The organism is Cupriavidus pinatubonensis (assembly GCF_019602855.1).
In the GTDB taxonomy this organism is placed as follows: domain Bacteria; phylum Pseudomonadota; class Gammaproteobacteria; order Burkholderiales; family Burkholderiaceae; genus Cupriavidus; species Cupriavidus pinatubonensis.
Map to the genome: position 1 here is coordinate 679,309 of NZ_CP080767.1, position 14,577 is coordinate 693,885.

The 14,577-nt window shown below is 64.7% G+C and carries 12 protein-coding genes; 7 read left to right on the top strand and 5 right to left on the bottom strand.

The window, feature by feature from the left end; all coding sequences use genetic code 11:
• Positions 1–547 precede the first annotated feature (547 nt).
• The gene (gene ilvD, locus K2O51_RS15685) at positions 548–2,221 is read right to left on the bottom strand and encodes a dihydroxy-acid dehydratase (RefSeq protein WP_011296826.1); all 1,674 of its coding nucleotides are present in this window, start codon (positions 2,219–2,221) and stop codon (positions 548–550) included.
• A 128-nt stretch (positions 2,222–2,349) separates the two neighbouring features.
• On the opposite strand from ilvD, the gene K2O51_RS15690 reads away from it, so the two are divergent.
• Positions 2,350–3,306, top strand: coding sequence for a LysR family transcriptional regulator (locus K2O51_RS15690; protein ID WP_011296827.1), 957 nt, complete (start codon positions 2,350–2,352; stop codon positions 3,304–3,306).
• Between the two features lie 17 nt (positions 3,307–3,323).
• Positions 3,324–4,154 carry a prolipoprotein diacylglyceryl transferase gene (gene lgt / locus K2O51_RS15695; protein WP_011296828.1) on the top strand — a complete coding sequence of 277 codons (831 nt, stop codon included), beginning with the start codon at positions 3,324–3,326 and terminating at the stop codon, positions 4,152–4,154.
• 18 nt (positions 4,155–4,172) lie between these two features.
• Here the strand turns inward: lgt and K2O51_RS15700 are convergent, their stop codons facing one another.
• Together K2O51_RS15700 and K2O51_RS15705 are read right to left on the bottom strand one after the other, a co-directional pair.
• On the bottom strand, positions 4,173–5,216 hold the full coding sequence (locus tag K2O51_RS15700) for a M48 family metallopeptidase (RefSeq protein WP_220631322.1): 1,044 nt from the start codon (positions 5,214–5,216) through the stop codon (positions 4,173–4,175).
• A gap of 50 nt (positions 5,217–5,266) precedes the next feature.
• Positions 5,267–6,367 (bottom strand): YjgN family protein, encoded by a 1,101-nt coding sequence (locus K2O51_RS15705; RefSeq protein WP_220631323.1) that lies wholly within the window; start codon positions 6,365–6,367, stop codon positions 5,267–5,269.
• Positions 6,368–7,118: 751 nt separating this feature from the next.
• Here K2O51_RS15705 and K2O51_RS15710 point away from each other — a divergent pair.
• The 5 genes from K2O51_RS15710 to K2O51_RS15730 all read left to right on the top strand — a co-directional run bounded on the left by K2O51_RS15710 (position 7,119) and on the right by K2O51_RS15730 (position 12,875).
• Positions 7,119–7,853 carry a GntR family transcriptional regulator gene (locus K2O51_RS15710; protein WP_220631324.1) on the top strand — a complete coding sequence of 245 codons (735 nt, stop codon included), beginning with the start codon at positions 7,119–7,121 and terminating at the stop codon, positions 7,851–7,853.
• Positions 7,850–9,292, top strand: coding sequence for a malonyl-CoA decarboxylase domain-containing protein (locus K2O51_RS15715; protein ID WP_220631325.1), 1,443 nt, complete (start codon positions 7,850–7,852; stop codon positions 9,290–9,292). The genes K2O51_RS15710 and K2O51_RS15715 overlap by 4 nt, the downstream gene beginning before the upstream one ends.
• A 146-nt stretch (positions 9,293–9,438) precedes the next feature.
• Complete coding sequence (locus K2O51_RS15720; RefSeq protein WP_140949600.1) at positions 9,439–10,443, top strand: Bug family tripartite tricarboxylate transporter substrate binding protein; 1,005 nt, start codon at positions 9,439–9,441, stop codon at positions 10,441–10,443.
• 3 nt (positions 10,444–10,446) lie between these two features.
• Positions 10,447–11,229 (top strand): enoyl-CoA hydratase/isomerase family protein, encoded by a 783-nt coding sequence (locus K2O51_RS15725; protein WP_220631326.1) that lies wholly within the window; start codon positions 10,447–10,449, stop codon positions 11,227–11,229.
• A gap of 92 nt (positions 11,230–11,321) precedes the next feature.
• Positions 11,322–12,875 carry a malonate--CoA ligase gene (locus tag K2O51_RS15730; RefSeq protein WP_220631327.1) on the top strand — a complete coding sequence of 518 codons (1,554 nt, stop codon included), beginning with the start codon at positions 11,322–11,324 and terminating at the stop codon, positions 12,873–12,875.
• Positions 12,876–12,918: 43 nt separating this feature from the next.
• Here the strand turns inward: K2O51_RS15730 and K2O51_RS15735 are convergent, their stop codons facing one another.
• Positions 12,919–13,623: an SIMPL domain-containing protein gene (locus K2O51_RS15735; protein WP_011296836.1), complete on the bottom strand. Its 705-nt coding sequence runs from the start codon at positions 13,621–13,623 to the stop codon at positions 12,919–12,921.
• A gap of 121 nt (positions 13,624–13,744) precedes the next feature.
• On the bottom strand, positions 13,745–14,557 hold the full coding sequence (locus K2O51_RS15740) for a sulfite exporter TauE/SafE family protein (RefSeq protein ID WP_220631328.1): 813 nt from the start codon (positions 14,555–14,557) through the stop codon (positions 13,745–13,747).
• Positions 14,558–14,577: the final 20 nt, after the last annotated feature.

Here is a 14,577-nt window from a genome sequence, read left to right on the forward strand (position 1 = left end):
AATACAGCGCTGATTGAACGAGCCCTGCAAGCGTTCGTGGCCCCTGCTGCTGGCGATATCGTGTGATCGCCTTCGGCTGCGCTGCGCGCAGAGCCCAAGTCTGAGCACGCAGGCTCAGGGCAAACCACGCCTCAGTAACGATGCCCCTGCATTGATGCGCCAAGTAGAGAGAGGGAGAAGAAAACTGACCTCGGGCGCCAGCGACATTGATGAACTCGCACCCCGACGACGACGTGCGCGCAGCGCAGCCGAAGGCGTCCCACCCCTGACGCTATTGGAACGCTGTACCTATACGTGGTCGGGGCTCGTTCAAAAGTCGGTTGTCGTCAGGCACCGCGCTGAAAACCTACGCGTAGCAGGGTCGAACGGCCGACCACCATGGCAGGCGTCCAAAGCCGTTTGAACCACTGCCGCCGCGGAATTGATGGCCAGCGGCAGCGACGCTTTCTTGCCTACTTCTTGTCGCTTGGACAAGAAGTAGGTCGCCGGCTACGCCGGCGAAACAGCGGCGCATGCCAAGAGCGATACCCCAGCCCGAACCTCTCCTTCAATCCGTCACCGCCCCCTTACTGGCCGTCGACGCCAGTCGAGCAAACTTGGCCAATACCCCCCGTGTATAACGCGCAACAGGTTGTTTCCACTCAGCCCGGCGGCGAGCCAACTCCTCATCCGACACATTCACCTGCAACACCAGCTTGTGCGCATCGATCGTGATCGAATCCCCTTCCCGCACGAGCGCAATATTGCCGCCTACATACGCTTCCGGCGCGACATGGCCGACGACCATCCCCCAGGTGCCCCCGGAGAACCGGCCATCGGTGATGAAGCCCACCGACTCTCCCAACCCCTTGCCAATAATGGCTGACGTAGGCGCCAGCATTTCCGGCATCCCGGGCCCGCCCTTGGGCCCAAGATAGCGCAGCACCAGCACATCCCCCGCATTGATCTTGTCGGCCAGGATCGCCTCCATCGCGCTCTGTTCATCCTCGAACACCCGCGCCGGCCCGGTGATGACCGGATTCTTCAGGCCGGTGATCTTGGCCACCGCGCCTTCCTCGGCGAGATTGCCCTTCAGGATCGCCAGATGCCCCTCCGCATAGAGCGCCTTCTCGATTGGCATGATCACGTCCTGGTCGGCCCGCGGCTGGTCCGGCACGTGTTCCAGCTCTTCAGCCAGCGTGCGGCCTGTGATGGTCAGGCAGTCGCCATGCAGCAGTCCGGCCTTCAGCAGGATCTTCATGACCTGCGGGATGCCGCCCGCCTTGTGCAGGTCGGTGGCCACGTACTGGCCCGACGGCTTCAGGTTGCAGATCACAGGCACCTTGCGACGGATGCGCTCGAAATCGTCGATGGTCCATTCGACTTCGGCCGAGTGCGCAATGGCCAGGTAGTGCAGCACCGCGTTGGTCGAGCCACCGGTGGCCATGATCAGCGCGACGGCGTTTTCGATCGACTTGCGCGTGATGATGTCGCGCGGCTTGATGTCCTTCTTGATCGCCTCGACCAGCACGCGCGCCGATTCGGCAGCGCTATCGACCTTTTCCTGATCGGGGTTGGCCATCGTCGACGAATACAGCAGCGACATGCCAAGCGCCTCGAACGACGAGCTCATCGTATTGGCGGTGTACATGCCGCCGCACGATCCGGTCGACGGACAAGCGTTCCTTTCCACGCCCTCGAAATCTTCTTCGCTCATGCGGCCGGCGGTGAATTCGCCCACGGCCTCGAACGACGACACGATGGTCAGGTCCTTGCCCTTCCAGTTGCCGGGCTTGATGGTGCCGCCATAGACGTAGATGCCCGGCACATTGGTGCGCGCGAGCGCGATCATGCCGCCCGGCATGTTCTTGTCGCAGCCGCCGATCACCACCACGCCGTCCATCCACTGGCCCTGGGCGGCGGTCTCGATGCAGTCGGCAATGACTTCGCGCGAGATCAGCGAGTACTTCATGCCCTCGGTGCCCATCGACATGCCGTCGGAGATCGTCGGCGTGCCGAATACCTGCGGATTGGCGTCCGAGGCCTTCACAGCGTCGATCGCGGCGTCGGCCAGGCGCTGCAGGCCGGCGTTGCACGGCGTGATCGTCGAGTGGCCGTTGGCGATGCCGACCATGGGCTTGTCGAAGTCTTCCTTCTGGTAGCCCAGCGCGTAGTACATCGAGCGGTTCGGGGAACGCGCCACACCTTGCGTGATGTTGCGGGAGCGTTTGTTGAATGCCATGGTCGTGTCTCCGGGGAATGTTCTTCGGCTGAGGCTCGGGGGTTTGCGCAAAGAATGCGACTTGCGTTTTGGAGTGTCAAATATATTATTTGACCTTTATTGAGTCGAAAAACATATCAGGAGCGCTTTTGGACCTGCGCCAGCTGCGGTACTTCGTCACGGTGGCGGAAGAGCTGCATTTCGGAAGGGCGGCCACGCGGCTAGCCATGACGCAGCCGCCGCTTTCCCAGCAGATTCAGTCTTTGGAAGAGGAAATCGGCGTGCAGTTGTTCGTGCGCACGCGCCGTTCGGTGATGATGACGCCGGCCGGGCAGCAATGGCTGCCCGAGGTTCGCCGCGTGCTCGCTGACGCTGCGGCGTTGCCGGGGCTTGCCCAGAGGCTGGCACGCGGGGAGATCGGCTCGCTCGTGCTGGCCTTCGTCAGCACCGCCGATTACGGCATCCTGCCCGACCTTCTGCGGCGGTTTCGCGCGCAGCATCCGGAGGTCCAGCTTCAGTTGCGTGAAGCCACCAGCGATGTCCAGCTCGAAGCATTGAGCGAAGGCAGCATCGACGCGGGGCTGGTGATTCGCCCCCAGTTGCCGGCGATGCCGCATGGCCTGTCCTACCTGCCGCTGGTGCGCGAACCGCTGGTGCTGGCCGTGCCGGACGGCTGGCGGCCCGCGCATGGCAGCATGCCGGCGGATGGCAAAGTTTCGCTGCGCGATGCCGCGCGCGAACCGCTGATCATTTTCCCGCGTCGAAGCGCGCCGGTTTTTTATGACATCATTACAGGCTACTATGCGCGCGACGGCTTGTCGCCAGTGATCGCGCAGGAAGCCATCCAGATGCAGACCATCGTGAGCCTGGTGTCTGCGGGCATGGGGGTGGCGCTGGTGCCGGCCTCGCTCTGCAACCTTCGCCGTACCGGCGTGTCGTACCTCGCGTTACGCGAGGCAGGGCCGCAGATCGAGACCGGGCTGCTCTGGCGCGAAGGCGCTGCCGGCGTCGCGCCGGCACTGCGTTCACTGATCGACATCGCGAGCGGGCTGTCCTCGGCGGAATCTGCGCAACCCTCAGTCTCCGCGGCGGCCGGGCCTTTTTAACTTCCACCCACCTCACCATGCTGATTCATCCCCAATTCGATCCCGTCGCCATCCATATCGGCCCGCTTGCCATCCGCTGGTACGGGCTGATGTACCTGGCCGGGTTCATCATGTTCCTGTGGTTCGGGCGCCTGCGCATTCGCCAGCCGCATATGGCGGCACGAGGCTGGGCCGCGCGCGACCTCGACGACATGCTCTTCTTCGGCGTGATGGGCGTGATACTGGGCGGCCGGCTCGGCTATGTGCTGTTCTACAAGCCGTCGTACTACCTCACGCACCCGCTCGAGATCTTCAAGGTGTGGGAGGGCGGCATGGCCTTCCATGGCGGCTTTCTCGGCGTACTGGTCGCTATGTGGCTGTTCGCGCGGCTCCGCCAGCGCCACTGGCTCGAGGTTACGGACTTCATCGCGCCGATGATCCCGTGCGGCCTGGCCGCCGGCCGGATCGGCAACTTCATCAACGGCGAACTGTGGGGCCGGCCGACGGACCTGCCGTGGGGCATGATCTTCCCGCAGGCCGGCGACAATATTCCGCGCCATCCGTCGCAGCTCTACCAGTTCGCGGGCGAGGGCGTGGCGCTGTTCATCATCCTGTGGCTGTTCGCGCGCAAGCCGCGGCCGATGGGCGCGGTGTCGGGCGTGTTCCTGATCGGCTATGGCGGCTTCCGCTTTGCCGCGGAATTCGCGCGTGAGCCGGACAGCTTCCTCGGCCTGCTGGCGATGCACCTGTCGATGGGCCAGTGGCTGAGCCTGCCGATGATCCTGATCGGCATCGCGATGGTGGTGTGGGCCTATCGCCGGCAGGCGCGTTCCGGTGAGGAGCGCCCCGTGACCGATTCGGGCGCCTGAAAGCGCGCCCGCGCGCGGTCAGGAGCCTGCGGCGCGCAGTGCCTCGATCCGTTCGCGCGTGTGCGGATGCGTCGAGAGGAAATCGTCCAGCGGGGGTTCTTCCTCATGAGCACGCGGTGGGGCTTCTTTCTTGTCCCCACTGCGGTTTTGGTTCTCGAGCGCGACCAGCACATCGGCGAGCGCCGATGGCGGCAGCCGGTTGCGCTGCATGATCTCGATCGCATAGGCATCGGCCTCGCGTTCGTGCTCGCGCGAATAGCGCAGCGTCAGCATGGCGGCAGGCACGCCTGCCAGCACGGACGAAAAATCCCCGAACATATACGCTGCCAGCGCGCCGACCGCCGACGCCTGGATAACCTGCTGCAGACCATGGCGCTGCGCGATATGGCCAGCCTCGTGGGCGAGCACGCCCAGCATGCCGGCGCCCGTGCCGGCGATCCCCACGAGTTCGTCCGTCACAACGATGGTGCCGCCGGGCAAGGCCAGCGCATTGGCGCCCAGGCGTCCGCCGCGCCGGAACACGATCTGGTAGTCATGGCCGGGATCCTCTGGCCGCTTCAGCGACGCGAAGCCCGTACGGATGCGTGCCTGTTCGGCAGGCGGCACGCGGGTCGGTTCGACCAGACCGTTGTCGAGGCTGGCCAGTGTCGCACGGCCAAGCTGCGCTTCCAGCGCGGGCGGCACGGCGCGCGCCATATGGGCCGCGCTCCACGGCAGCAGCACGTAGTAGCCGAGCACGAGCACAGCCACCAGTGCGGCCACGGCCATGCCCGCCATGCGCCAGCTGTTCTGCGCCCGGGCCACCCAGCCTTCCTGATGTCCCGTATCGGCCAGCAGCCGGTCGAATGCGGCGTGGTCGCTGACCTGGCAGAACGCGCCGTCCGCGAACGTCACGAGCCGCGGGGCGCGCCGGACCCGCTCCGATACTCGCAGCGACGACAGCGAAGCGCGCCGCAGTTCGGCGCCATCGGCATCGCGCAGTACGGCCTGGCCCGCATCCACAGCAAGCGTTGCCGGGTGCGCCCGCGACGAGCGGCCGTCGAAGTAGGTGACAGGAATCATCGGCGCAATTTCATCGGTGAGTCATTTCGGCCATGGCGACGAACGCGGGCTCAGAGCGCGATGTCGATGTCGTACCAGTCCGCGGCGGCATCGCCCAGCGCGCCGACATTCTCCGCCTGGCCCGCGACGAAGGCATCGAGCGGGGCGCGTGCCATCAGCGTCATGCACTCCACGCGGTAGCGTGCGGACCTGACCCGTGCGAATGGCAGGAACAGCCCCAGCGTGAGCGCGACACCGACCATGTTCGTCAGGAAAATATAGAACAGCCGGCTTGCCTTCACCTCGCTGCGGAAACTGTGCGGGGCCAGCGTGGTGTGGTTCCAGACGAGGTTCTGGAGCGCGGCATTGAAATACGGCCCGACGGCGAGCAGCGCCACATAAATGCCGAGCGTGCCCAGCAGGCCGGCGAAGACCGCGGCACCACGGCCGGAACCGGCACTGACGCCGAGGGCAATGCCGCCGACGGCGGCTACCACCACGACCACGACGGTCATCGCGAAGGTACGCAGGTACACACCATAGAACGAGGCGACGTCCGCATTGAACGCAAACGGCGCGGTGCCGAAGCACGTGTGGTTGTGCTGATACTGCTTCAGGCGCTGGTGTGCCAGTGGCGCGAGCGCGCCGAGCGTGAACACCGTGAGCAGCGGCCAGAGTACGAACACCTTGTACGCCTCGGCATCGCTGCCCGTGAACGCGAAGCGCAGTCCGCGGTAGCTCGAATTCGCCATGCGAAAGCGCAGCGAGCGCACCAGCAGCAAGGGGAATACCACCGCCAGCGCGATCGCAAGCAGGACTGCAAGCATCGGGGCCACCTTGCCGGCAATCTGGAACGCCAGGGCCAGCACGAATACGATCGCGCGCCCCTTGAGGATGGCCGCGGGCTTGCCGTGGTAGTCGAAAGTCGCACCATCCAGGCTGGTGTTGCGATAGAAATACTGGAGCGTGCGGACCTTGGCCCAGGCGGAATAGATGCCGAAGGTGACGATGGTCAGCACCGTATTGACGATCCAGATGCGGAAATACTCCGATCCCGTGCCGGTGAAGGCGAACTGCAGCGGCTGTGGTGCGGCGGTGTGCGTTGCAGGCGCCTGTCCGAAGTCGGGCGTTTCAGGTGGGGCGGGGAATGCGCTGTTGTTGCCGGTTTGCATCGTCTGGACTCCTGGTCGGATGGCGGTAGCAGTACCGCGTCGTTTCATCCGTGCAACCAATTTGCGCGCGCCGATTGTGCCTTATTCCACATACGACGACAGTTCAAACTGGCAAATTCGCCACAAATGCGAAGGTCTTCAAGAGAAATCGAAAACCTGCACGTGCCGACAGTGTGACATTGGTCGTAACAAGCGAGAAACATTCTGTTACATGGATGGCGTCTTGTAACAAGTTGCTCATGGTCAACGTCAATAAAAACAATAACTTACTGCCCGTGGCACGATACTCGCTATCTCTGCTGTTACAAGAAAGCGGACCATGCCGATGTCCGCCATGAACGGGGCCAAGGGAGGACCTGCGGGACGGACAGGGGCGCCGGAACGACAAAAAAGGCAGACGGGAAAATTCGTGCACATGCGAGTGTGCGCGTCAAAGGGGGGCGCAGGGTCAGCGCCGGAAGTCCATGACCCACGCAGGACGGTGCCATCACGGCAGCGACCCGCGATGACATAGTCCACACGCCGTTTCTTTCAGGCGCGGACGGATGCCGGCAGGGAGGCCGGGCATCCGTCCGCCGCACCTCTATCCCTGCCCTCAGCAGTTCGCCCACATCGCTCTATCGCTCACTGACTTTGCGCGTTGCAACATTGAAATGCCTTGCCTGTGACTTATTGTTATCCATAATTATGAATTATGGGCTTGACGGCACAATGCGCGGAAGCCTTGAACCCCAGCTTTCGGCGGAGGCTCATGCGGATCATCCAGCAAGCGCTGTACCTTGAAGTTGCGAACCGCTTGCGCAGCATGATCGACGCGCACGCCCTCATGCCTGGTGCATGGATCGACGAGACCACGCTCGCGACCCAGCTTGGCATTTCGCGCACACCGCTGCGCGAGGCGCTCAAGGTGCTCGCCGCCGAAGGTCTGGTCCGGCTGGAGCCGCGACGTGGCTGCTTCGTCAACGAGTTGTCCGAGCGCGATCTCGACGAGATCTTCCCGCTCATGGCGCTGCTCGAGGGCCGTTGTGCCTACGAGGCGGCACGCAATGCCACGGCGCAGGACCTCGAAGCGCTTGAAGGGCTGCACGCCGAGCTGGCGCGGCATGCCGGCGCCGGCGATATCGACGCCTACTACGAAACCAATTTCCAGATTCACGAAGCGATCCAGCGGCTGGCCGGCAACCGCTGGCTGTCGGGCCTGATCAGCGACCTGCGCAAGGTGCTGCGGCTGTCGCGGCACAAGAGCCTGAAGCTGCCGGGTCGCATCAACGAATCGTGCGCGGAACACCTGAGCATTTTTTCGGCACTCAAGGCGCATGATCCCGAAGGCGCGGAAGCGCTGATGAAGACCCATCTGCTGCGCCAGCGCGTGGCGCTCACGGCGCTGGACCGCAGCGCGCAGGCCGGAACTGCCGTGCTGCACGCGCTCCCGAATGCTTCAACGGTTTCCTCAGTTTCATCACGCACCAAGGCGGATACCCCATGAGCTCCCTCGACTCCGGCGACCAGAAGATCAGCGCCCCGCTGGGCGTGAGTGAACCATCCGGCCCCAACCTGTTGTCCCGGATCGGCCGCTGGTGGGGCCGCAAGGGCGATGGGGAAGCCGCGCCAGTCCCGGCGAAGAACGCCGACCCGGCGCTGTTGCCCGCGCGCGTGGCGCGACGCCAGCGCGAACAGTTGCGGTTGTGCCTCGACGCGCGGCTGACCGACAGCAATGCCAACGCGGCGGCGCAGGCGTGGCAGGCGGAGTACGAGTCGGCGGACGAAGCCGTGCGCAGCGGGATGCTGGAGGTGCTGGCGGAAGTGGCCGGCAGCACGGGTCCGGAAGAGGGCGCGGCGGACGCCGATAAACCGGGCAAGTCCGCACGCGCCGGTTCCGGTCTGACGCAAGCCTTGTCGAATGCGCGCATCCGCTTCTTCAAGCGGCTGGCCGCGTTGCACGGCCAGCGCGGCAACAGTGCGTGCGGGCTGCATTTCCTGATCCATCTGCGTGCGGACATGCTGCGCTGGCAGCGGCGTATTCCGGGCCTGCGCGTGCTGGACGAGGACCTCGAAGCGCTGTTCTCCAACTGGTTCGATGTCGGCCTGCTGGAGTTGCAGCCCATCACGTGGGACTCGCCGGCGTCGCTGCTCGAGAAGCTGATCCGCTATGAAGCCGTGCATGAGATTTCATCGTGGACGGACCTGCGCAACCGGCTCGATTCCGACCGGCGCTGCTACGCGTTCTTCCATCCGCGCATCCCGCGCGAGCCGCTGATCTTCGTCGAGGTTGCGTTCGTGCCCGACATGGCCGCCAACGTGCAGACGCTGCTCGACGAGGCTGCGCCGCTGGAAGACCTGCGCCGCGTGAAATGGGCCATCTTCTATTCGATCTCGAACACACAGGCGGGACTGCGCGGGGTGAGCTTCGGCAACTTTCTGCTCAAGCGCGTGATCGAGGAACTGCAGCGCGAGTTTCCAAAGGTCAGGCAGTTCGCGACGCTGTCGCCGATTCCGGGGTTTGCCGACTGGCTGCGCAAGCTCGACGCCGCAGGCGTGGCCGGCGCGCTTGGCGAGAAGCGCATTGCACGGTGGAAAGAACGGCACGGCGAAGTGCCGGCCGATGGCGCGGCGTGGCTGGAAGCGTTGCCCGCAGATTCCCACGACGCCATCGTGCGTGACACGGCGCTCGCGCTTGCCGCTCACTACCTGGTGCGCGAACGCAGCCACGCCATGCCCGCCGACCCCGTGGCTCGCTTCCACCTGGGAAATGGCGCCTGCGTGGAACGGCTGAACTGGGGTGCAGACATGTCGCGAAAAGGCCGCACACAATCGTGCGGCATGATGGTGAATTACCTTTACGCGCCCGAGGCGCTGGATGACAATCTAGCGCGCCTTGGCGAAGGCAACCCGCGCATCAGCCGTGCAGTGGGGAAGCTGTTGTGACTCGGGTCAGGTCACGGAACACATGTCTTGGCGCCGCTGGCCCTTGACCTCCAAGGGTGGCTTTTGTCGGGCTTTACAAAGCAGAGAACAGAGAACGCAGGATCGGGATCAACTTTCCACATCGAGAGAAAGAGGAGACAGTGAAGATGAATCGTCGTCAGTTCAGCCTGGCCGCGTGCGCGCGCGCCACCGCCCTCGTCGCTGGCATTGCCGCAGGCATGGCATGGCAGGCGCCGTCGGCGCTCGCGGATACCTGGCCGTCCAAGCCGGTCACCGTGATCGTGCCGTTCCCCGCAGGCGGCGGCACCGATGCGTTCGCGCGTCCGCTGACCGCGCAACTTTCGAAGCAGCTGGGCAAGCAATTCGTGATTGATAACCGCGGCGGGGCCGGCGGCACGGTCGGTGCCAGTGTAGCGGCCAAGGCCGCGCCGGATGGCTACACGGTCTTCATCGGCGGCGCGCACCACGCGATTGCGCCGTCGTTCTACAAGAAGCTCGACTACGACATCGAGAAGGATTTCGTTCCCGTCACGGTCATCGCGCAGCCGCCGCAGGTCATAGTGGTGAACCCCACGCGCGTCCATGCCAATACGCTGCAGGAACTGCTCGACTATGCGCGCAAGAATCCGGGCAAGCTGAACTATGGCTCGGCAGGCAATGGATCATCGCACCATCTTGCCGGCGAGTTGTTCAAGCTGCAGACCAAGACGTTCATCACGCATATCCCGTATAAGGGCGCAGGGCCGGCGTTGTCGGACCTGATTGCCGGACAGGTCGACCTGATGTTCGACGGGCTCGGTTCATCCGCACAACATATCCGCGCGGGCCGCATCAAGGCGTTGGCCGTGGCATCGGCCAAGCGTTCGCCCGCGTTCCCGAATGTGCCGACTGCCGCGGAAGCCGGCGTGCCCAACTACGAAGTCTCGACCTGGTACGCGATGTGGGTGCCGAAGGGGACGCCCAAGGACATCGTCGACCGCCTGTACACCGAGACCGAGAAGGCGCTGAACACGCCGGAGCTCAAGCAGGTCTGGATCAGCAACGGCTCCGAAACGCCGCAATTCACGCAGGAGCAGTTCGCCCAGTTCCAGCGCAACGAGATCAAGCGCTGGGCGCAAGTGGTGCAACTCTCGGGCGCCAGGATCGACTGAGCGATGAGCGGTATTGTGCTTTTCGCCGTCGAGGGCACGACGGCCACCGTCACGCTGTCGCATTCGGGCAAGCTCAACGCGATATCGGCGCAGATGTGGCAGGCGCTGGCCGACGGCTTTACGCGGCTGTCGGCCGATACTTCGCTGCGCTGCGTGGTGGTGCGCGGCGCCGACGGCAATTTTGCCGCTGGCGCCGACATTGCCGAGTTTCCAGTGGTGCGTGGCGATGAGGCTGCGGTACGCCGCTACCACATGGAAATCATCGCTCCGGCGCTGCAAGCCATTGCCAATTGCCGGCACCCGACCGTTGCGAAGATCGAGGGCGTATGTGTCGGTGGTGGACTGGAGATCGCCTGCCATTGTGACCTGCGCATCGCTGCGGATAACAGCCGCTTCGGAGTGCCGATCAACCGGCTCGGTTTCCCGATGGCGCCGGGCGAACTGCAAGGCCTGCTGGCGCTCGCCGGTCGCGCCGTCGCTCTCGAGATCCTGCTTGAGGGCCGTGTCTTCGATGCAGCCGAAGCACGCGACAAAGGCCTGCTGACACGCGTTGTGCCGGCTGGCGCACTGGCGGCGGAAGTCGACGCCGCCGTGCGCCGCATCACGGCCGGTGCCCCGGCCGCGGCGCGCATCAACAAGGCCACGATCCGGCGGCTTTCGCCGCAGCCGCAACCGCTGAATGCCGAGGAGCTCGACGCGCACTTTGCCTATGCCGAAGGCGGAGACCATGCCGAGGGCGTGGCCGCGTTCCTTGCGCGCCGGCCGCCGCAATTCGAAGGGAAGTAGCGCATTTCGTTGCCAGATTTCCCGATTACAATCGTCCATCGCTCACACGCGCCCGGAGCCCGGATCCGGAAGCTACCGTCTTCATCCGCACCATGAACGCCAATCTGTTCGCACTGTTCGAAACCCGCTTTCCCGCCGACCGTACCGCCTGCTGCATCGAAACGCACGACGGCCTGTACTACAGCTGGGACGACCTTGACCGCGCCACCGCCAAGCTCGCGAACCTGCTGGCCGGCCTCGGCCTGCCCGAAGGCGCACGCGTGGCCGTGCAGGTGGAAAAATCGCCCGAAGCGCTGTTCCTGTACCTGGCCACGCTGCGCGCGGGCTATGTCTACCTGCCGTTGAACACGGCGTACCAGGAAGCGGAGATCGACTACTTCATCGGCAATGCCGAGCCGTCGGTGGTCGTCTGCAGCAGCAAGAATTTCGCCTGGGTGTCGAAGGTGGCATTCCGCCACGGCACCAGCTATGTCTTCACGCTCGACGAAGACCGATCGGGCTCGCTGCTGTCGCGCGCCGCGGCCCGGCCCGATACGTTCGAGACCGTGCAGCGCACGGAAGATGACCTCGCGGCCATCCTCTATACCTCCGGCACCACGGGCCGCAGCAAAGGCGCGATGCTCACGCATGGCAACCTGTCGGCCAACGCGCAGACGCTGCACGAATACTGGGGCTGGCGCAGCGACGACGTGCTGCTGCACATGCTGCCGATCTTCCACGTGCACGGCCTGTTCGTGGCGTCGCACGGTGCGCTGCTGGCTGGTGCCAAGATGATCTGGGCGCCGAAGCTCGACATGGCGCAGGTGCTCAAATTCCTGCCGCGTTCCACGGTGATGATGGGCGTGCCGACTTACTATGTGCGCATGCTGCAGGAGCCGCGCTTTGACGACGACACCTGCCGCCGCATGCGGCTGTTTGTGTCGGGCTCGGCACCGCTGCTGCTCGAAACATTCGAGGAATTCCGCAAGCGCACGGGCCACACGATCCTCGAGCGCTACGGCATGAGCGAGACCGTGATGCTGGTTTCCAATCCGTACGACAGCGCGCTTGGAGAGCGCATCGGTGGCACGGTCGGCGTGCCGCTGCCGGGCGTGTCGGTGCGCGTGGTCGATGGCGAAGGCAAGCCCAGCGCGATCGGCGAGATCGGCAATATCGAGGTCAAGGGCCCGAACGTGTTCAAGGGCTACTGGCGCATGCCTGAGAAGACGAAGGAAGAATTCACGTCGGATGGCTGGTTCAAGACCGGCGACGTGGGCCGTTTCGGCGGCGCGATCGTCAGTCAGGCGGGCGAGCGTCCGGTGCCTGACAACTACGTGACCATCGTCGGCCGCAGCAAGGACCTGATCATTTCCGGCGGCTACAACGTGTATCCGAAGGAAATCGAGAGCTTTATCGACGAGATGCCGGGCGTGGCGGAAAGCGCGGTGATCGGCGTGCCGCATGCCGACTTCGGCGAGGCTGTGGTGGCGGTCGTGGTGAAGAAGCCAGGTGTCGACCTGGATGAGACCGAGCTGATCGGCACGCTCAAGGGCCGCATCGCCAACTTCAAGGTGCCCAAGCGCGTCCACGTGGTGGAAGAGCTGCCGCGCAACACGATGGGCAAGGTGCAGAAGAACGTGCTGCGGCAGCAGTTCGCCGCACTCTGAACGTCGACTTGACGGCCAGCCCGAGCGGCTGGCCGTTTTCGTCTTACTTCAGCATTTGCACCGACCCATTCACCGACACGGTGACCTGCGTCTTGCCGCCCTCGACGGGCACCGGTGCAGCGGAATCCGACATCATGGCCTTGGCCGCACCATACATGCGCGGCATTGGCGGTACCACGCCGCTCTCGTTCACATTGACTTCGCGGATCGTATAGCTGCTGTAGCCGAACAGCTTGGACGTGGCCTGCGCCTTGTCGCGGAACGAACTGACGGCCTGCTCGGTGAGCTTGCCTTCCGCAGCCAGGCGCGCTTCGCGCGACAGCGAGAACGCAATGCCCTGCACCTGCATCTGGTTCGCAAGGTCGCCAGCCAGCTTTGATACGGCGGCGAAGTCGCGCGATTGCAGGATGACTTCCGAACGGCCGCGCCATGTGCTGATGCGGCCGTTGCGGTCGGTGGTCGGACGGATCGTGAAGCCGCCCGATTCGGCCTGCACGCCCGGCGTACGCTTGGCCTGGTTGATCACGGCTTGCGTGCGGGTTGAAAGCTGCGACGAGATCGCGCCCGGCTCCGCGCCTTCCTGCTCTGCAGCCAGCGTCAGGTGCACGACATCAGTCGGCACTTCGGTCACGGCCTGCGCGGACAGTGCCAGCACGCCGGACGGCACCTCGGCATGGCCTGGCATGCCCTGTGCGGACGCGGCCAGCGCGGACGTGCCAAGCAGGGTGGCGGCAAGCAGTTGTTTCATCTTGTTCTCCCGGTCAAAGTGATGGGTATGAGACGCGAACTGCCTGCAATCGTTCCCGGTGCGATGGATGCCGGTGCATCGTCGGTGTATCGGGAAATTGCAGCCCCGTGTGTGGGCGGCTTCAGAAGGCGTTCCAGGCCTTCCACATCATGTAGCTCGCCAGGCAGAGCAGCAACACCGCAAACGCTTTCCTGAGCTGGCCCACGTCCATCCGGTGCGCGGTGCGCGCGCCCAGCGGCGCTGTCAGCACGCTGGCCACCGCAATGGCGACCAGCGCAGGCAGGTAGATATAGCCAAGCGATCCGGCCGGCAGGCCCGGCTGCTGCCATCCGCTCCAGATGTAGCCGACCACGCTGGCGACCGCGATCGGAAAGCCCAGAGCCGCCGATGTAGCCACGGCGTTGTGGATCGGCACGTTGCACCAGGTCATGAACGGCACGGAGACGAAGGCGCCGCCGGCGCCGACCAGGCTGGAAAGGAACCCGATCGCTGACCCCGCGCCCACCATGCCCGGCACGCCCGGCAATTGCCGGCTCGGCGCGGGCTTCCGGCTGCGCAGCATCTGCAGTGCGGAAAAACCGACGAAGCAGGCGAACGCGAGCGACAACCAACTCGTCTTGAGTGCCGCGAACACCTTGCCGCCGCCGATCATGCCGCCGAGCAGGATCCCCGGCGCCAGCGAAAGCACGATCGGCCAGCGCACCGCACCGCGCTTGTGGTGGGCGCGCACCGATGACAGTGACGTGAAAAGGATTGTGCCCATCGACGTGGCGATGGCCATATGGACGATCGCTTCGCCGGAAAAGCCGAGACTCGTGAACAGCAGCGTGAGGAAGGGCACCATCATCATGCCGCCGCCCACGCCGAGCAGGCCGGCACAGAAGCCGGTAAAGGCGCCCAGCGCAAGCAGGGCGGGAATCAGGGCAAGGCTCATGGAACAGGAAGCGTCGCGTC